Origin of the sequence: Collinsella aerofaciens (assembly GCF_015670795.1) — a bacterium.
In the GTDB taxonomy this organism is placed as follows: domain Bacteria; phylum Actinomycetota; class Coriobacteriia; order Coriobacteriales; family Coriobacteriaceae; genus Collinsella; species Collinsella aerofaciens_Q.
Genome location: NZ_JADPCJ010000013.1, coordinates 39,652 through 58,958, shown reverse-complemented (window position 1 = coordinate 58,958; position 19,307 = coordinate 39,652). Strand labels below are relative to the sequence as shown.

At 50.5% G+C, this 19,307-nt stretch carries 15 protein-coding genes; 6 read left to right on the top strand and 9 right to left on the bottom strand.

Annotated elements, in window-relative coordinates; all coding sequences use genetic code 11:
- On the bottom strand, positions 1-218 hold a 218-nt coding region (locus I4W09_RS05490; protein WP_196032015.1), incomplete at its 3' end, for a sugar phosphate nucleotidyltransferase.
- Between the two features lie 581 nt (positions 219-799).
- On the opposite strand from I4W09_RS05490, the gene I4W09_RS05480 reads away from it, so the two are divergent.
- The 3 genes from I4W09_RS05480 (at position 800) to I4W09_RS05465 (ending at position 5,823) form a co-directional block, all read left to right on the top strand.
- Entirely contained in the window at positions 800-1,225 is a 426-nt protein-coding gene (locus I4W09_RS05480) for a hypothetical protein (RefSeq protein WP_055252554.1), read from the top strand.
- Positions 1,226-1,606: 381 nt separating this feature from the next.
- On the top strand, positions 1,607-4,078 hold the full coding sequence (locus I4W09_RS10435; RefSeq protein WP_271756773.1) for a glycosyltransferase family 2 protein: 2,472 nt from the start codon (positions 1,607-1,609) through the stop codon (positions 4,076-4,078).
- Positions 4,079-5,055: 977 nt separating this feature from the next.
- Entirely contained in the window at positions 5,056-5,823 is a 768-nt protein-coding gene (locus I4W09_RS05465; RefSeq protein ID WP_055252552.1) for a phospholipase D-like domain-containing protein, read from the top strand.
- Between the two features lie 306 nt (positions 5,824-6,129).
- Here the strand turns inward: I4W09_RS05465 and I4W09_RS05460 are convergent, their stop codons facing one another.
- Positions 6,130-6,771, bottom strand: a complete 642-nt coding sequence (locus I4W09_RS05460; RefSeq protein ID WP_196032608.1) for a transposase — start codon at positions 6,769-6,771, stop codon at positions 6,130-6,132.
- 273 nt (positions 6,772-7,044) lie between these two features.
- Here I4W09_RS05460 and istA point away from each other — a divergent pair, with 273 nt between their 5' ends.
- Entirely contained in the window at positions 7,045-7,851 is an 807-nt protein-coding gene (gene istA / locus I4W09_RS05455) for an IS21 family transposase (protein WP_118237746.1), read from the top strand.
- 31 nt (positions 7,852-7,882) lie between these two features.
- Here istA and I4W09_RS05450 read toward each other — a convergent pair whose 3' ends face one another.
- Positions 7,883-9,937 carry a DUF2142 domain-containing protein gene (locus I4W09_RS05450; RefSeq protein WP_055252548.1) on the bottom strand — a complete coding sequence of 685 codons (2,055 nt, stop codon included), beginning with the start codon at positions 9,935-9,937 and terminating at the stop codon, positions 7,883-7,885.
- A gap of 873 nt (positions 9,938-10,810) precedes the next feature.
- Between I4W09_RS05450 and I4W09_RS05445 the strand changes: the two genes are divergently transcribed.
- Both I4W09_RS05445 and I4W09_RS05440 read left to right on the top strand, forming a co-directional pair.
- Positions 10,811-11,812, top strand: coding sequence for a glycosyltransferase family 2 protein (locus I4W09_RS05445; protein WP_196032606.1), 1,002 nt, complete (start codon positions 10,811-10,813; stop codon positions 11,810-11,812).
- 1 nt (position 11,813) lies between these two features.
- Positions 11,814-13,394 (top strand): glycosyltransferase-like membrane protein, encoded by a 1,581-nt coding sequence (locus I4W09_RS05440; RefSeq protein ID WP_118237750.1) that lies wholly within the window; start codon positions 11,814-11,816, stop codon positions 13,392-13,394.
- A 423-nt stretch (positions 13,395-13,817) separates the two neighbouring features.
- On the opposite strand, the gene I4W09_RS05435 is transcribed toward I4W09_RS05440, so the two are convergent.
- From I4W09_RS05435 to I4W09_RS05410, 6 genes are read right to left on the bottom strand one after another with little or no spacing between them, the layout of a single operon-like run.
- A complete protein-coding gene (locus tag I4W09_RS05435) occupies positions 13,818-14,138 on the bottom strand; it encodes a DUF2304 domain-containing protein (RefSeq protein WP_055252467.1) in 321 nt (106 codons plus the stop codon).
- Positions 14,139-14,142: 4 nt separating this feature from the next.
- Positions 14,143-14,835 carry a glycosyltransferase family 2 protein gene (locus tag I4W09_RS05430; protein WP_055252468.1) on the bottom strand — a complete coding sequence of 231 codons (693 nt, stop codon included), beginning with the start codon at positions 14,833-14,835 and terminating at the stop codon, positions 14,143-14,145.
- Between the two features lie 49 nt (positions 14,836-14,884).
- Positions 14,885-16,117 (bottom strand): lipopolysaccharide biosynthesis protein, encoded by a 1,233-nt coding sequence (locus I4W09_RS05425; protein WP_055252469.1) that lies wholly within the window; start codon positions 16,115-16,117, stop codon positions 14,885-14,887.
- Positions 16,118-17,257, bottom strand: coding sequence for a non-hydrolyzing UDP-N-acetylglucosamine 2-epimerase (gene wecB, locus I4W09_RS05420; RefSeq protein WP_055252470.1), 1,140 nt, complete (start codon positions 17,255-17,257; stop codon positions 16,118-16,120).
- Positions 17,258-17,282: 25 nt separating this feature from the next.
- Complete coding sequence (locus I4W09_RS05415) at positions 17,283-18,089, bottom strand: glycosyltransferase family 2 protein (protein WP_158570933.1); 807 nt, start codon at positions 18,087-18,089, stop codon at positions 17,283-17,285.
- Between the two features lie 16 nt (positions 18,090-18,105).
- Complete coding sequence (locus I4W09_RS05410; RefSeq protein ID WP_118237756.1) at positions 18,106-19,293, bottom strand: glycosyltransferase; 1,188 nt, start codon at positions 19,291-19,293, stop codon at positions 18,106-18,108.
- Positions 19,294-19,307: the final 14 nt, after the last annotated feature.

Here is a 19,307-nt window from a genome sequence, read left to right as displayed (position 1 = left end):
ACGCCGTAGCGCGAGCCGTCCCCGAGCAGGCGCTCGAAGTTGGGAAGGTCGGTCGGGGTGGAGATGACCAGGATGTCCCGGATGCCCGCAAGCATGAGGGTGGACAGCGGGTAGTAGATCATGGGCTTGTCGTAGACCGGCAGCAGCTGCTTGGAGGTGACGAGCGTGAGCGGGTACAGACGCGTGCCCGAGCCACCCGCGAGGATGATGCCTTTCATAGGTTGGACCTCCAGAGTTGGGTGTACACAGATGATATAAGTATACGCGAGGCCGAACCTAGGTTGCAGAACTGCACAAAAGAAGGACGGAGAGAGCCAAGCATGCAGCCTCTTTGGTTCACGTCCTTACGGACCACAAGACTCCAACCATTGGACCATATTTGGTCCAATGCGCTGTTCAGTTAGCCATTGACACAAACACGCACTACAGGGTCGCGGACGAGCTGGATGAGGCGGTGGGCACATAACGGCGTGCGAGGTGACGGAGCGCCTCTACATCCACTCGTACCAAAACCTAGGAGACGGGGAGGTTGCTGGGGTCATTGAGCGAAGGGACGCCCTCTCGTCTCGAGGGACAGACCCCGAGGAGATATGGGCGAACTCGTTTGCCGCCGCGCTCCTCATGCCGGCACAGGTCGTAGCGAAACTCTGGGCGGGCAATTGTAGCATCGGTGAGATGACGGACATACTCGACGTATCCGTAACCGCCGTGGGCCATAGGGTGGAAAACCTTGGGCTGCGATAGCGCAGACCAGCGCGGAAGCAGGTCACCAAAAGGGACACAAGAGGCAATCGACCTCATGGGTTCGGCACAAAGGAGAGCAAACGTCTTCCCCATCGAAAGCGCCCATTTAGACGAGGTCAGGGTCGAATGCTCGAGCGAGGAGCGGGAACGGCGAGCCAAGGCGGCCCAGGCCGAGAGCGTGGTCAAGAGGATGGAGGCGGAGAACGACCTTCGGTCCGAACTCGGAAAGGCCGCGCTCAAGTGCGTCAAGTGGCAGCTGGTCGCATGCAACACCCTCGTCGTCGCGTACACCGCCCGTCTCATGTGGCTGCAGCGCGAAATCCCTACCGAGGTGATAATTTCCTGGATGGGCGCGACGACCGCCGAGATCATCGGAATACTCTGGGTGATAGCGAGGAGCCTGTTTCCGTTCCAGGACGAACACAGGTCCGCAGACCTGGAAAAGAGTGGCGGCGGCCGAATCGGCCACCCCAGGAGATAAGGGTCGCCCCAATGGCGGTTCTTTCTTTACGGAGGGGGCCGGGGGATTCGAACCCCCGGGCCTAGGACACACCTCGCACGTCACGTCAATCCGTTCGTTGGGCGCAGCCCCCGCCTAGGACCCTTGCAACCCCTCCAACAAACAAGACAACTTTCATAATAACCCCCTTGAAGTCAATGGACCCGAAATGAGCAACGACTAGGAAGCAGAGCGCCGCGAGGACAATAACCTGAACCTCAACAGCGACAGAAAGCGTGATGTACGTAGATGTCCTCTTCGATGTTAACACAGCGGAACGGAGCGTCTGACGAACTCATAGCGACACATCTAAGAATGCCAGAAATCACGGAACTCCTCTCTGCATTTATAGCGAGACATGAAGTGAATAAGTACAATGAGCAGTGTCCAACAAACGAAAGGCAAACAATGCGAGTCGAAACAACCGGAGTATGCAGAGGAAACTGGAAAATCTACCAGCAACTTAAAATAGAAGGCATCCATGAAGGCTCCAGCATAAAAGCTCAAGCGGCAACGGATGACGACCGCCGCTTACCTTTGTCTCTTCTAAAATTCAAGGACAATAACGGCGAATCGAACTCATACGTTCTTGTAATCCCCGACCCCGATACCCGAGCCATTAAAATTGAGTTTAACGAAATCGGCAAAGACGGTTGCAACCTGAGCAGCGACTCCCTTTCGCTCAATTGCAAGAACATCAAATGGGAGTCGCGTCTTAACTACAAAATTAAACCTGACATGTGCAGCAAACTCCGAAATTACGATGACGTTTCAGAGTTTGAGATGGCGACGATTGATTTTTGGCAGTGCATCGAAGATTCAAACGAGTATATCCTGAGGTGCACGGTTAGAACACCGTACCGCAATGACTCGCAAATCAAACTTCGCTGCCTCGACCGGTTCCTCAATGAGGTTGGGCTGAGCATAGTCAATTTCGGTTCAAATGTAACGAGCGTTGGATTTACATCCGAGAAAAAGCAACTTGAAACGCAGCTCTCGATCCGCATGCCAAAGGCGTTTGATCGTTACTATTTTATTATTGACGATCAAAATCACCCATCATTCAGTGCATTTGACTGCTTAACGCCTGATAAATTAGGCTTGCTTCTTGAGGAGACCAACTTCCTCTTTACCCATGCGCAGTTTGACCCTGAATACCCCGAATGGTTTACAGAGCATAAGGCAACCATTGGTGCACTGGAGAAGCAGAGAAAAATCGTCTTCAATAGCGCTCCGAAATTCAGCATCATTGTCCCTCTTTACAACACGCCCATTTCGTTTTTTAACGATATGGTCGAATCCGTAAAAAACCAGTCTTATGCAAACTGGGAGCTCCTCCTAGTTAATGCAAGCCCTGACAATCAGGAACTAAAGGCTCGCGTTGAGCAGGAGACAGCCCGCGACAACAGAATTAAGTCAATTATTCTTACCGAAAATAAGGGTATTTCCGAAAATACAAACGCAGGCGTTGCCGTAGCTTCGGGCGATTTCGTTAGCTTCTTTGACCATGACGACATCCTTGAACCGGATTTGTTGTTCTCGTATGCCGAGGCAATTGAAAACAATGATAACGTTGATCTTCTTTATTGCGATGAAGACAAACTCATGCCCGATGGAAAGCTGGCACAGCCGTTCTTTAAACCGGATTTCAATATCGATTTACTCAGAAATAATAACTATATATGCCACATGCTTACCATCCGTAAGTCCCTTCTTGACACGCTGCAACCGAATACGAAAGAGTTCGATGGGGCCCAGGATCACAATTTGACTCTCCGGGCCGTGGAAAAGGCTAGGAACGTCCACCATGTTGCAAAAGTTCTATATCACTGGCGCCTAAGCGAAACGTCAACCGCGGCAAATGCCGACAGCAAACCTTATGCCACCATTGCGGGTATTAAGGCGGTTCAGAATCACCTCGACAGACTTGGGCTCAATGCAAAAGTTGAACAAGCGCGTCGTCCCTTTACATATAAAGTAACCTACGCCGTACCAGATTCCCATCCGCTCGTTTCGATCATCATTCCGACCAAAGATCACGCTAATATCCTCGATAACTGCATTACGTCAATTATCGAGAAATCCACATACGACAATTACGAGCTTGTGATAATCGAAAATAACAGCACGGAAAATGCGACGTTCGAGTATTACGATAAGTTACAAGCCAAATACCCTGATATCGTTCGCCTTGTTACCTGGGAGCACGAATTTAACTTTTCCAAGCTCATGAACTTTGGAGTGGCCCGCGCCAAGGGAAATTATCTCTTGCTGCTGAATAACGACACCGAAGTGATTACGCCCAATTGGATTGAAACTATGCTTGGCATCTGCGCACGCGAGGATGTTGGCGCAGTTGGTGCAAAACTCTACTATCCCGACAACACCATTCAACACGCTGGCCTATGCGTCACGGGCGGCGTGGCAGGACATCTCTGCCAAAGCATGCCAAAAGACAACTGGGGCTATTTTGCACTCAACGATGCGCAGCAAGATTTCAGCGCCGTCACGGCGGCTTGCATCATGACCAAACGAAGCGAATACGAAAAAGTCGGAGGTTTCACCGAAGAGCTTCAAGTCGCATTTAATGATGTTGACTTTTGCCTAAAGCTTCGCGAGATTAACGATCTGATTGTATACACGCCCGAAGTCGAGCTGTATCATTACGAGTCAATTTCTAGAGGCGTTGAAAACAACACAAACAAGCAGATTCGCTTCCACAAAGAGGTTGCGTACATGAATTATCGCTGGGCAAACTACTATGTCGAAGGCGATCCATATATAAACCCGAATTTCACCGTGGGAGAACCTGGAAATCGCTATTACCACTTGTGAGATCTAAATGCAGCCTCACAATAGGTGCAAGCAATATCATTGCATATAGATAAGGGGGACGGGGCCTCCATTCCCCCGCCCCCCCCTTATTGCGGCGACATAATTGTGAGTTACTGATTCCTTTTTCTGTATTTAGAGAAAGGAATCTCATTGACTGAGTAATCGTCTTTCTCCGTACCACTTATAACGCGCTTCAGTACCGCCATTCAAAAACGTGAAAATTGCCCTTCAGTACCGCCAGCGGCGCGCTTGAGTACCGCGCCCCAGCGGTCCGCCGCCTATACACTCGAAACGCCATACCATTAGTCGAGAGAAAGGAACAGATTATGGCAAGAAGGTGATTTCCGACGTTGATGACCTGCAAGCTTTCTCTGGAAAAGTTGCCCCTCTATACGATATGCTTCTCTCAAACAGAAAAGAAATTGTCGCTCTCATCGAGCTTCGTGACACTCTGCTGTCTAAACTTATGTCAGGTGAATTCGATGTCTCTAGTGTTGAGCTTTAAGGATAATTTCAGGCGGTGCCGATGTACTCAGTAAATGGTGTCGACTTGCAGAGCAGTGAGCTTGAGGGGTTGAATCTGCTAGTTGCGGCTGAGGGGGAAGTGAGGGTAGCGGTTTTGTTGCCGAGAATCACCTTCATCTCACGGGCGAGAAGTACTGTTTCATCGAAAAGTATATTGAGCTCTACAACGGCCTACACGAAGCGGGCTTGATAAAAGGCCATGGTAGCGATGGTGGATTCCTCTTTGGGGGAGTCACTCAAAGAGGATTTGATTTCGTAGATGATTACGCCACCGTTGTTGCCCTGAACAAAGAGGAGAAAAGGTAGCAGAAGCTTCATGATTACAAAATTGCTGCATTCGGAATTATCGGAGGCTTATTGAGTGGTGCGCTCGAAAGCTGGATGGTTGAGGCACTCAAAAACATCCTTGCTCCATGCAGCTAAATGCCTAGTTTCTTATGTTGGAGGATGTAATGGATGACGAATTATTCGTAAGGACTATGATTGAGGTCTTGAAATTCGATAAAAAGTATTCAGGGAAAAAAGACGACTTATTGCCCATACTCAGAAGAGTCACGCTGAATAGAAAACCCCAATGGGGGTTTGTGCGGCATGGGCGCCCTAATCAGCGATACGAAGATATTGAGCTGCGCATACCCGTACCCCTTCTGAATGAAGCCAATAATCAATATGACGATTTGTACGACATAATCAATTACGTGTACGAAGAAAGCGATGAGTATGCTTTAGGAGAATTGACCCTTCGCCCAAAGATTATTCAATCCGAAGATGTTGAATACACGGAACATGATGTCGTGTTTACCAATATTCAAGAAGAAATTATCCAAGGTATCCGGGATGCGCGGTATTCCATCTGGGCTGCAGTGGCATGGCTGACCAATCGGGCCTTTATAAATGAGCTCAGAGCAAAAAGGCAGCAAGGCGTTTCCGTGAGATTGATTGTCTCAGACGAGGATGCCAATCGTCCTTACTATGGCCAGCTTAGTGGTTTTGATACCGTTCTCATCTCGCGTTCTGGTTGGCGTGAATGGAACCGTATGCACGATAAGTTTTGTATCATTGATTTTGAGTACGTAATGCATGGCTCATACAACTGGACAAAGACAGCAGAACATAATGATGAAACGCTAGCGACCGCCATCGATAGAGATTACGTAAAGAAATTCTCTGATGAATTTGTTCACCTTTACCGTAAAGGGAGAAAGTTGGATATGGCCTAACCGTTACTTGATAATGCAAAGGTAAATAATCATTTGTTGCTCATGGCAATAGAGATGCCGGATCTGAGCGCCTTGTCGAGTTTTGAGATTTCTGCTGTTCTCTATGGAAATGTTGAGACGTAACGAGAGGTGTGCAATATCTCGATTCATCCGATCGGTTGCGCGTCGTTTATTCTTGAGTAATAGACTTTCTCCGTTCCACCTGCAACGCGCTTCGGTAGTATCATCCAAAAATGTGAATATTGCCCTTCGGTACCGCCCGCGGCACGCTTGAGTGCCGCTCGCATCCGCGCACGCGTGTTTGTGTCAACGGTCAACTGAACACTGTGGCACGCCGCCCCAGAACTCGTACATGTGCACGTGGCAGCGCAGCCAGGTGCGCTCCCTCATGTCCAGCGTCGGCTCGAAGTAGGCCTTCTGGCTGAACGGGAGCACGCCGATGAACAGGTAGATCTTCGAGACCTCCCCGGTGACCGGGTTCACCAGCCCCCTGCCGACCGTCGGGCCGGACCAGTCGACCTCGCAGGACACGCCGGCCTTGTGCTCGATGCGCTTGGTCAGGTTGTTCGCCACGGTGTAGTCCCCGTAGCGCTCGCAGAACCTGGTGTAGCCCATGGCGACCATGTGCTCGCGCGAGCACTTCGACTTGTACTCGTCGTGCAGCAGGCGCAGGTTGACGCCGACCTTCGCCATCTCGGCGTGCACGTAGGACCAGTCGGGCTCCTCGAAGACGCTCTCGCGCGCGTTGCGGTCGGGGTAGAACAGCTCGTAGACCCGCTCGTCCCCCATACCCTTCACCTGGTCCCAGGTGATGCCGCGATCGTCCGCAATGTCGAACACCTCGCAGACGCTGCCCATGGACATGTGCCTGGTCTTGGCGATCGACCTCCTCGACATGCCCTGGTCGCGGAGCTCCATTATGAGCTTCGCCCTTATCTTCCTTGCCATGTGGTTTCTCCTTCCGTGGATCGGTTGCATGGCAAGCCGATTCTACGGGCGGAGGAGGGGCGATACGGAAATGGCGGAACGGGCGATACGGAAGGAGCGAAACGTCTGGATGGGAAGCGATACGGAAAGCGCGAAACAGGTGCTACTCAGAGCGAGCAATACTCACCGCCCGCGGCGCGCTTCAGTACCGCTCGCATACGCGCCCGCGCCCCACCGGTCCGCCGCCTATACGATCGAGACGCCATACCGGTAGTCGAGAGAAAGGAATGGATCATGGCGAGAAGGATACCGGCGAGGGAGGTGCCCAGGCTGAGGTCGTCGAACCTATCGCTCAACGCGATCGCCGCCGCGCTGCACGCGTCGAAAGCCAGCGTCTCCGTCGTGCTCAGGGCCGCGGCCGAGCACGACGTCGCCTGGGAGGAAGCGGAACGGATGAGCGCCGGGGAAGTGTACGCCCGCCTGTTCCCGGAGCGCGAGCAGCCGGGGCCGGTGTACCCGGACCCGGATTGGGACGCGGTCCACGCCGAGCTCGCGAAGGTCGGCGTCACGCTCAGGCTCCTGCACGGCGAGTACCGCGAGGAGTGCGCCGCGCGGGGCGAGGCGGCCACGTCCTACGACCGCTTCTGCAAGCGGTACAGGCAGTTCACGGTCAGCAGGAACGTCGTGAGCTGGGTCGGCCGCAAGGCGGGCAGGAACATGGAGGTCGACTGGTCCGGTCCGACCATGTCCCTCGTCGACCCGGCGACCGGCGTCGTCTCGAAGGTCTACCTGTTCGTCGCCTGCCTGCCCTTCAGCAGGTACAGCTACGTCGAGCCGGCCCTCGACATGAAGCAGGACACCTGGCTGCGCTGCCACGTCCACGCGTTCGAGTTCCTCGGAGGCGCCACCCCGTGCATCGCGCCCGACAACCTCAAGACCGGCGTCACCGCCCACCCGAGGGAGGGCGAGGTCGTGCTCAACGCCGCGTACGAGGACCTCGCCGCCCACTACGGGTCGGCGGTCATGCCGGCGAGGGTCCGCAGGCCCCGCGACAAGGCGACCCGGCGTCGTCGACCTCCTCGGTCAGCCACTAGTCTATAACCAGCAGCTCGCCGCGTGGCTGGCCACCAAACTACCAGATTACTATGAAATAATACGAACATGCTGCGGAGAAAAAGACCATAATTGACGTAAGAAGCAGCATAGTTATTCTTGTCGTGCTTTCTTCCTTTATCAATTTGCCTGAATTACTGATCTGTATGCCCCCTGTAGAAAAAGAAGGGGCAAGCAAGGCAGCGTATAGCAACAGCGGAGTAAGGTATCGTGCTTGACAACCTGCAATGGTATCCGATCCAACTGATGTAAAGCTCACATATAAAGCCGTGCAAACAAGAGCAATCGATGATGCGACTATAGTAAGAACCCACAACCTACCACACAGGCTCAATCCAAAAGTCTTCGTTTTTGGACTATCAATTAAAGATCCAACGACGAGAACCGTAAAGGGCAAGGCTGAGCTCCATTGCAACACAACCGGAAGAGAGACGCCCATATAAGAGAATGAAAGCGAGTACATATCGGAATTAACAGGGGAAATATAGCCCAATATGAAGTTGATGAGCGTGTATGCGTAATCCAACGGATGAGAGAGAATATACGCGATTTGACCTGACGCACTAACATCAGATCCCCCGCGGGCATCCCCTGCTTGCGCATCAGCGCTAAATAGCATTGGCAACACAAATGATAAAACCATTACGAGCCCGAAGGCGACTACGAAACCGATATAGCGTTTGTAAGCGGTGCGCGAGGAAAACTTGGCTCGGGGCATAAGAAGTAGCAGACCAATGACTGGAAAGTAAATTGCCTTTGGAGCAAGCCCTAGGAATAACGCAGTGACGATTTTTAGCAGGCTTTTGATTGTAAGTCGCTCGAGCGGACGGCTAATTTCTCTCACTACCAAAGCAGCTGCAAGCATGAGAAATGACGTCACAACAGGATCATACGAATAATTTGAAGCGAGAAAAATACTCGTCGGAAGAAGACCAATGAGCATCATGGACAACTTTTTAGTAGGGATAATACGGATGGCGAAAGCAACAACTACTGCATATGAAATAAGGTTGCCCATCTTACCAAACATGAAGCTCACCAAAATTGGAACATGGAATACGCGAGCTACCCACAGACCGATTGCCGATGGAACATACCCGAATGTGGAGACCGTAGTGAGGCTGCTTTTCGATATGGGCGATGCAAAACTTGCCTGCTCCATATATTCGCCCGACTGTTCAGCAGAAGCACCCGCTTCAGCGACCTCATCCACCGACTCGCGGAGCAATTCATGGTCTAAATTCACCGCAGCCCAGGGCTTGGTGACGAGTAGTTGATCCGCGTATGAATACTCCGAATGTCCTAGGTATGACAAACCGAGAGCCCTGTCGTAATGAATCTCGTCATCCCAAGAAATCGCGGTTACCGGAGGTGCTATGAAAACTAAGAAAGATCCCAATAGTAGGCAAGAGCTGAGAAAAAAAAGCTCGACCCTTCCCTTCTTCCAGAAATAAAAGAACGCACCAACGCCGACAAGGAACAAGCAAATCAACAGATAAGTTAAACGACCCGCAACTACACCGATTATCTTAGAGACAAAGTAACTAGGCACCAAGCAAATTATTGCGACAAAGAGGGTCATCAGCGTGACACCCGGAATAGAGTAGACAAACAGTTTGCCAATAGACCTTTGATACGAATGCCCTGAAGGCCCGATCTTGGGAACCGCGGCGTACGAATTGGAGACATGTACGATTATGCAGCCCGAAATAGCGACGAAAAAGATTAGAATACGTCGCTTGCTCCAATCTGATAACTCTAACGGGGTAGACAACGGCGCTCCCCAAAGCGTAAACACCTCAAGAAGAATGGCACCTATAGCGCTTAACCCAATGATACAAGCGAGCATCTTGGGAGAAGAAACGCCATATTTGGTCTGTTTCGGAGTCCTAAGAAAGAAATGATACGAATAAGCAATGAGTACAGCTCCGACAAACGCAGCCAGGGCATAGACAAAAGCCGCGGAAGGACGTAGCTTGATAAAGGCCAGCGACGCAGCAGATAAAACGCCGACGAGCAACGCGGCAATTACCCCAATATCCGCCTTACTCAGATCGGCCTTCCCAATAGTCATCTTTCTTTATCCTCCAAACCTCAAGCGGGGCTAAGGGCAGTTTCAGAGTTTTCCCCTCACTTGCTATTCTGCACTGGTTAGTATCGATACAGCATGCCTGGGCTCAATCGATTTCTCATCATCTGATGATACAGTGAGCCCTCTTGGCTATTTGCTCATTCTCAAGTTCTTGTTCCAAGATTAGCAACATCCCGCGCAATTTTGAACGGCGCCTTGCAAAGCATGCCCTAGACGCAATAAATAAGATGAGAATTACACATGAAGCGGAAAACCAAATAATCAGAGAGGCAATGGTGCTATCCGCAGAAATCTCACCATTGCCTCCCTTGTACCATTCTGAGAAGGCCCAGCCGATAGTAGCTCCCGGAAAACCCATGCCACTGACATAAGCGAAACGATCTCGCCGTCCCCATTTGCGGCATCAAGCAGTGCAAGCAGGATTCTTACTTACTGCGCCAAACCAAGCTCCATCTTTTGAGGAGCCTCGGATGTGCAGCTTGAACAAAAAGAAATTCTAACCAAACGCCTCCCGGAAACTTTCTTATCGTTGTTACTCATTTTGAGCTCATACTCCGCACAGCCCAAAATCCCAGAATCGCCGTGACATCGTTTATGCGAAAGCATATCCGGGATTTTTATATTTAATATCCCTAACACACTCCCCAACTCGCCTGCAGCGCTACGTATCTTCTTGATCGTCCAATCACTTCATAAGCGCAAGCTATTCAACGCGAGAATTCTCGCGGCGTTTCAGTTTGGGGATTTTTACCATGGTTGATTCGTCAGGAGATGACGAGTCTAGCACCGGGGCTGCGCCGCGAGGTGGAGTATAATCACTTTTCGTTGAACGTTTTGTCCGTGAAAGGCAAGTGCATGCAAAGCGATGATACTCAGACTCCGTCCCCGAAGCCGATTCTGTGGATGGTCATTCCTTGTTACAATGAGGAAGCTGTCTTGCCGGAAACATCTGGGACGTTTTTGTCTGAGCTCAGCGGATTGATTTCGGCCGAAATCGTAAGTGATAAAAGTAGCATTCTGTTTGTAGACGATGGGTCGAGTGATAGCACATGGACCATCATTGAAAGACTCTCAAACGACGATGCTCATTTCAGGGGAATATCACTGTCAAGAAATCGAGGTCATCAGAATGCCCTTCTTGCGGGGCTTATGGAAGCGCGTAAGTACTGTGACGTCTCCATTTCTTTGGATTGCGACGGGCAAGACGATATCTCGGCCGTATCTAAAATGATTGAAAAGTACCTGGACGGTAGTGACGTCGTATATGGCGTTAGAAACGACAGGTCTACCGATACGTTCTTTAAAAGGATGACTGCGGAGGCTTTCTACGGCATGATGAAAGAGATGGGGGTAGATACCGTCTTCAATCATGCAGATTATAGGCTCTTGAGCCTTGCCGCTCTGGATGGGTTGTCGGAATATGGAGAATCAAATCTGTTCTTGCGCGGAATGGTTCCGTTGATTGGGCTTCCCAGTTCAACCGTTGAGTACTCGCGCGCAGCTCGCGTTGCGGGTGACAGTCACTATCCCCTACGAAAGATGATCGCTCTCGCTGTTGACGGGATAACGAGCCTTTCGATTAAGCCTATCCACCTAATTAGCGCGGCGGGCGCTGTAATTGGCCTCGTTGGCCTATTGGGGACCTTTTGGGCGATCCTCTCTTATTTCTCTGGGGCGACGGTTTCGGGCTGGACGAGTACCATCTGTGTCATCTTGTTTATGGGTGGCACGCAACTCCTGAGCCTCGGTGTTATCGGCGAGTATGTGGGCAAGGCGTATCTTGAGACAAAGAGTCGCCCGCGCTATCTAATCGAAAAGAGAACGTATGAAAGCAACCGACGAAACCTAAGGGGCTAACGTGGTCGAATCTTGTCCTGCGACACGTGGAGTCGTTAAGATTCCGTGGTTTTTGCGTTTTGGCAGATGTGTCGCTTTGGCGTATTTCTCGCTTGCCCTGCTTGCCGTTGCTTTCCTTGCCCCGCGCCTGCCTTATGCCTGCAAAGGGGAGGAGGCATCCCTTTCTTTACCTAGTCTGGCTGTGGTTGTGATAGTGGGGCTCGTTGTCTCTGTGGCATTGGCTAAGAGACGGCCAAAGGCGAACGTGGACTTCCTTGGTCTTCAAATGTTTAGACGCGTTAGCATTTCATTGGCCGTGGTAGTTTTCGTGCTTCAAATCTGCCTAATCAATAGCATATATTTTGAGACAGGCTGGGATGTCGGTGTGCTGATGTCGGGGTTGTCCGATGAGGGAGCCACGCTGGATTATTTCTCGCGCTATCCCAACCAGCTGTTTTTGCTTTTTATCTTCAAGACTGTGGGCCACTTTTGCCAACTTATTGGATTCCAAAACGTATACCTCATGCTTGACGTGGTGGGAGCAGCGTGTGTTACTTTGGCTGTTGTTCTGACCTCCTTTGTTGTGGCGAGGCTGGCGGGTTTTGGTCCTGGGTACTATACGCTTGCGTTCGGTTGTTTGTACTTGAGCTTCTCTCCTTGGATTGCGGTTCCTTATTCAGATACGTATGGAACTATCTGCCCCGCGCTGGTCTTGTTTCTGTACAACAATACTGGCCGAAGCCCGTTACGCACATTCGGCATGCTCTTTTTCGGCGTGGTCGGATACTTTATTAAGCCTACGGCCATCTTCGTTGTTGTCTCAATTGTGCTTATAGAGGCTGCATGCGCGATAAGTCGTCGAAGGTTTGTCGTTGACGGGCAGTTGGATTGCTCTCAAATCAAATCGCTCTTTTTCCAATTCGCTGCGATCACATGTGCTCTTGTTCTCTCGTTTGGCGCCAACTCACTCGCAAGGGAGGCGGGTCCGGTGATTGACGCCGATAAATCCTTTTCGATGGCTCATTTCTTGATGATGGGATTTAATGACGAGACTTATGGGTGCTACTATGAAGACGACGTTATCTATTCCGCCTCATTTGGTAGCCAACAGGATAGATCACATGCAAATTTCGAAAAGTGGGCTGAGAGGTTAGAGTCTCTGGGTCCCCAGGGTGTTTTGAAGTTGATGGTCCAGAAGACTATTTCGAACTATTCGGACGGTACTTTTGCGTGGGCTGCTGAAGGAAACTTTTTTTTGAGTACTCCTCATTCTGACAACACGCTGTCAAAGTTCTTTGGAGAAGACGGCTCTTTCACGCTGTTCCAGGTTTTTGCCCAGCTTTGCTGGATGTTTGTCCTGGTCGGTATGTGTCTGAACTGGCTGAAGTTCCCTAGATCAAAGACGGAGTATGTGGTTTTATGTTCGGTGTTCTTGCTCAGCGTGTTTTTGATGCTGTTTGAGTGCAGGGCCAGGTATATGTTTCTCTATTCTCCATTTTTTATTGCGCTCGCGGTGCTTGGATGGAGAAACCTGATTGATGTGTTTGCGAAGCGATTCTCGGAAAACAGACTGTCTGGCCGAGAAAGACTCCGCGGGGTTTAACTTGCGGCGAGAAACCTCTTTCTAGACCAGTAGTTCTACATCATAACAACGGCTATGGCGGCAATCTTTAACTATTCTGTAGTCCAGGTTCGCCAAGTAGGTTCTAATCCACATGCAAATCTCATTGATGACCAGACCTGGTAGTGCAAGGGGTTGAATTGTCACTCTTGGATATTTAAATGAAGGCCGCATTTAGATGGTAGCTATCGAGGAGGGACCTGCCGGCATCCGTAGCGCATTGAATGCCGTGAACATGTCGTGCATGAAGCGAGGGTTAAGCTGTGGGTGAGCTTGTCGAGCACGGTCACGTGCACCCCGGGGTAGTTCTTCACTACGTAGTGCACGAAGCTGGACCCGATGAAGCCGCAGCCACCGATGACGATGATGTTGGTGGGTTCGAAGGGCATAAAGACTGGTGTCATGCTACTTGAGAGCGAGCTCTTCAACAAGTGCGTTCACGCGACGTCTGAGCTCTGCAATCTTTACCGTGTTGGAGAACTCTCGATAAAGAAGCAGCGCAATTGCATAGAGGAATACGAAGTTCGACGGGCTTTCGAAGCCAAGGGCCCCTGCGAGCCAGAAGGCAATCTGGGGAACGGCTGCAAACACGACAAAGCTCAAAGCAAAGAACAACCAGAACACGGAGTCGAGAACCTGTATCTGAGCCTTACGGAGCTTCTTCACTATCACGAACAAGATGGCAAATGCACCCAGAATGAGTACGACCCTTAAAACGCTAGACATATAATCACCTGAACCACTGAACGAAAAGAATGGAGATGCAAGCTCGCGCCATGTAAGCAATCGACTTGGAGATATTAAGATAGCTCTCCCCCGCCTGGCGTTCACGCATCTCAACTTGAACCTCGCTCACCTTCGCCCCCTTTTTTATAAGAAGCGAAATGCTCTCGGGCTCAGGGTTAAGCGAGTCGTCCTGCGCGAAGCGCTTAATCATTTCCTTGCTAAACATTCTCATTCCCGAGGTAGGGTCAGCTACGCGCTTTCCCGTAGTCAGCTTGATCATGACTGTAATAAGGCGTGAGCCAATCATTCGAGCGGAGATTTCCTTTTTCACGTGGAGGAAGCGTGAGCCAATTACGATATCAGCGTTTTCATTAATAGCGGTCTCGAGCATTTCATCGATATACTCAGGCATATGCTGACCGTCCGCATCAAACTGAAGGGCATAATCGTAGCCGTTGCGGAGCGCGTACTTCATGCCCGTCTGAAATCCAACGGTGAGGCCAGAATTGACTGGCAGTGTTACGTAGTTGTACCCACGATCGCGACAAATCCGCTCAGTTAAATCCTTGGAGCCGTCGTTTACTACGAGATAGTCAACACTTGGAGCGACACCTACCAGCTCGTCAACCGTGGCCTCGAGCGATTCTTCCTCATTATACGCTGGAATAATAACCAGCAATCGATGATGCTTATCCATACATCCACCTTACCTTTTATCTTCCGAAACGTAATCCAGGCATCACATACTATTTCCAGTAGCCTTTTAGCTGAATAACTAACACGGTTGCCATGAAGCCTATTCCACAAAGAGCAGAAATGAGACAGACATATGTAACACCATCCATCGAATACAGAGCAATTAAAGGTAAGGCGCAGAGAGAGGAAATTAGAGCAGCAACATTCCCAACAAAGGCACCCCGGAAGTTTCTGATAGCCATTAGCAAATCGTTTACAAACCACATATACCCCGTAAGCATCGCAAGCGCCACAAGCGGAGGAAGTAGATATGAAAAGCCAGACATCTTTTTCCCATACACAAGAACAAGAACCGGCTCACCTAAAACCATTACTCCAATAGCGCACACCAGCCCCAGAACAACGATCCCGACCGTCGCCTTTGTCAAAAGCGCATTGAAGCCTTTCCTGTCCCTAGCAGCAAAACTCTCCGAAAAATAGCCTAGAAGAGGATTGTAGATATAGGAGGCGCCCGTCTGAATAAGCGCAACAGGAGCAGCTGCGGCAGCATAAATGCCAAGAGCAGCCTCCCCTTGAACACCAACAAGGTATTGCCTTGGAATCGAAGATGCTGACGCCGCGGCAATGGACGCAAGAACGATGGGGAGACATCTCAAGGCCAGTCGAAGGCACTTTTTGAACGAGATGCTTGGGGCCAATGGGCCGAATTGAAGGGTCCTTGGCAAATCGTAGACAGCACCAACGAGGATCACGACAACGGTCATTGCAACTATCGCCGCCTCGAGCGATTCGCATAAGCCAAACACTACGGTAAAGGCAACAAGAGATAGAATCCCCTGAAAAGACAGAGACTTACCGATGTAATCCATTCGATGATGGCGCTGATCGCACGCGTGAAAGACGTCTACAACCAAGGAAATAGACTTGTAGACGGCATAGAGCAGAATAGCTGCAATCGCTCCCGATTCGCATGTAAACAGCGAATAGCCGGTGCACAGAGCGAGCGCGACTCCGCAAGTGAAAAACCGAAACGCCAGGTATTCACCCGTGGTATTCTCATTCTCAACATCTGAGACCTGGTACGTATACATGCGATACTGAGCGATAGGGGCAAAGATGTTGTAGATGGACATTGCCAAAGAGAAAACGCCGGATGCCTCGTAACCTGAACCAAGGCGAACGATCAGAATCGTAATCAGCCATTGGCAAGCAAGGTTAACGATGGAACCGAACGAGTTCCACAGCATATTCTCTTTAAGAGAGAGCTGCTTAACCTCACTCATCTACCGAACCAATGCTTCCCCGAGACTTTGCAGCCCCTTCTCCAGAACATCAGCAATTCGCTCACTCGCATGACCGTCACCATACGGGTTGCTGGCATGAGCCATGCGGGAATATGCTTCTTCATTCTCTAAGAGGTCGCAACATGTTGAGAAAATAGCATCTTCACTTGTGCCAACAAGCTTAAGCGTGCCCGCCGCAACGCCCTCAGGGCGCTCGGTCGTATCACGCATCACCAAAACCGGCTTACCCAAGCCCGGGGCCTCTTCCTGAATGCCGCCTGAATCGGTAAGAATCAAGTAGGAGCGGGCCATGAAATTATGAAAATCAACCACGTCTAGAGGATCAATTAGATGAATGCGGTCGCAGCCGTCCAACTCTTCATGAGCCGCCTTGCGAACGACAGGATTCAAATGTACAGGATAAACAGCGCGCACGTCATCATGCTTTTCAACAATTCTGCGAATAGCCCTGAACATGTGGTGCATGGGCTCGCCAAGATTCTCTCGACGATGAGCCGTAATCAAGATCAGGCGCCTATCTCCAACCCAATCAAGCTCGGGATGCGAATAATGATCGCGCACCGTCGTACGAAGCGCGTCAATGCCAGTATTTCCCGTCACGAAAATTCGACTGGAATCCCGATGCTCAGAAAGCAGGTTGTTGCGAGCTGCTTCAGTTGGAGCAAAGTGCCAAGCGGCAAGTATGCCGGTTGCCTGCCTATTAAATTCCTCGGGATACGGTGAGTGGATGTTGTATGTACGCAGACCCGCCTCGACATGGCCCACGGGAATGCCCTTGTAGAAGCATGCAAGTGCGGCGGCAAAGGACGTCGTCGTATCACCGTGAACAAGAACAACGTCGGGCTTGAGCTGATCCAGCACGCCGTCCAAGCCATTAAGAACAGCCGTGGTAACATCGAACAAAGTCTGTCTTTGTTTCATGACGTGCAAATCAAAATCGGGCACAACCCCAAACTCCTCAAGGACCACGTCGAGCATCTGGCGATGCTGGCCGGTAACGCAAACCTTCGCGTTAAGGCCAGATCGGTTCTTCAGCTCCTTTACGAGAGGACACATCTTGATTGCTTCGGGCCTTGTTCCAAATACCAACAGGACCGTCTTCTTCGACAAAGAGCTCATGCTGCACTCCATACTTCACTCAAGCCTATTTGCACAAACCAAACATTTTCAATAACGAACGGTACATAAATCCACAAAACGGAATGGCTTTTGCCCTTATTCCGACTGTGCTATGCATCAACTCTGAAACGTACAGGCGATATCCCTTCCAGTTCGTAATGAGCAGCCGATCAGTATTCTTCGTGTAGCCATCGGCAAGGTATTCGCACACGTAGAGAGGAAAGGCGTACCCACGAATTAGATATCCATCGTTGCTGAATCTATTAAAGACAACTGCTTCAGGAACAAACCTCTCATCTTCAAAAACCGGGAATCGGTACTTCCTCAACCGTTCCGTCACAAAGGCCTCGGCAAGGTCACCCGTAATCCCCTTCGATCGGCGATCAATTGACGAATAATCGATGTACGAACCCACATTGTCTTGCAGAATTCCTCCCGTAAGCTTGTTGCCCGGAAAAATACGAACTCCCGACAAGGCAATCAGGCGCTCGTTAGACATAACGGTTTCACAGTTCTCCCCAATACGCTCCAAGGCATCATCGGTTAGATAATCGTCGCTGTCTACCGGGAAAAACAAGGCTCCCTTCGCCTCATCAAGACCCTTATTCCATGCAACGTGCTTTCCGCTATTGACCTGGAAAAAATAGCGGATAGGAAATTTCACCTGACAATCTTGCTGCATCGCCTCGACGAGCTTTCGCGTATCATCCGTGCTTCCATCATCAACAATTATCCATTCGAAATCTCGAAAAGATTGTCTTTTCAGACTTTCGAATAGCTTGGGAAGGATATATGCGCGATTATAAGTCGGGGTAAAAACCGTTATAAGCATAGACGACCCGCTCACTTTAGCAACTGGACCCAACGCTTCCCAAATCCCTGGCAAACGGGATGAGGGAATTTGCAAAAGAAACCTTTTGCACCAGGCGATCACATGAATCCCTGTCGCATACCGCATTGTCCATTTTCAAAACGAGATCATCCACATCCCCGTTATACAGAAGTCCAACACCATGTCTATCAATCTCTTCGGCAATGTCGTAAACGTAAGGAGTAGTGATTACCGGCCTGTGCGCCGCGACGTATTCCAAGAACTTGTTAGGGTAAGCAAAGTGGTTCGTTGGAACGTCCTCTCTCAACATCACGAAGAAGTCCGCAGCACAGAACACGCTAGGGAGGTCAGATGGCTTGAAGCTATCGAATTCAACGTCGTCACAATCACCGATTGCGGCGCGTGCAGAAGTAACGTCACCAGACAAAACAAGTAGCTTTGCCCCACGCCTCTTCAGTATTTCGCGATACAACTCTGCAGTTTGCGGAAGGCATTGCCACGACGAAGCTCCGCCTGAGTAAACGAGCAGCCACTCGTTATCTTCTACACCGTACTTCCTCCTATAATCCTCTCGATACTTAAGCTCCTCCGCACGACCAAAGCTTGGCTTCGCCCCCGTCGCACACGGAACAATGTAGAACTGACCCTCTTTGCAGCCGCACTCTCGACAAAGGAAACTGCGATACGCTCGAGAAACACAAAAGATACGGTCGAACTTACGCAAATATTTGCGCTGCTCGTATCTCTCAACAAAAGCGGCGGCACGGTGGAATGAGCCAAGGAAGAGGGGCTCGTCGCGTGCAAGAAGGGAGCCGTCGCCGTAATAACCATGAACATCAGCACATACAAAAGCTCCCGACGCCTCGGCGGCGCGCTTCATCCGGTCGACATAACGAAACAGCCCCACGCCAGAAAGGATGATCGCCTTGTAGGAGCCACTCAAAACCTTTTTTTCCGCAGTGGTAATTAGCTCTTCATATCCCGACAGCAGCTGCATGGGATTCATAAAATCCCGCCGAACATAAACGCCGGGTCCAAAAGCTTCACCACCCTCAGAAACACCCAAGCGAACATTGCAAAGAGCCGCAACATCAGACTCAATGCCCCACCCATTCTTTAGAGCATCTGCTCTATTTTTAATCAGGCTAAACTCGCCGCCCGAGGTGGCAACATTCCTTGAGGTCACAATAAGAATATCGTGCATCACTATACCTTCTC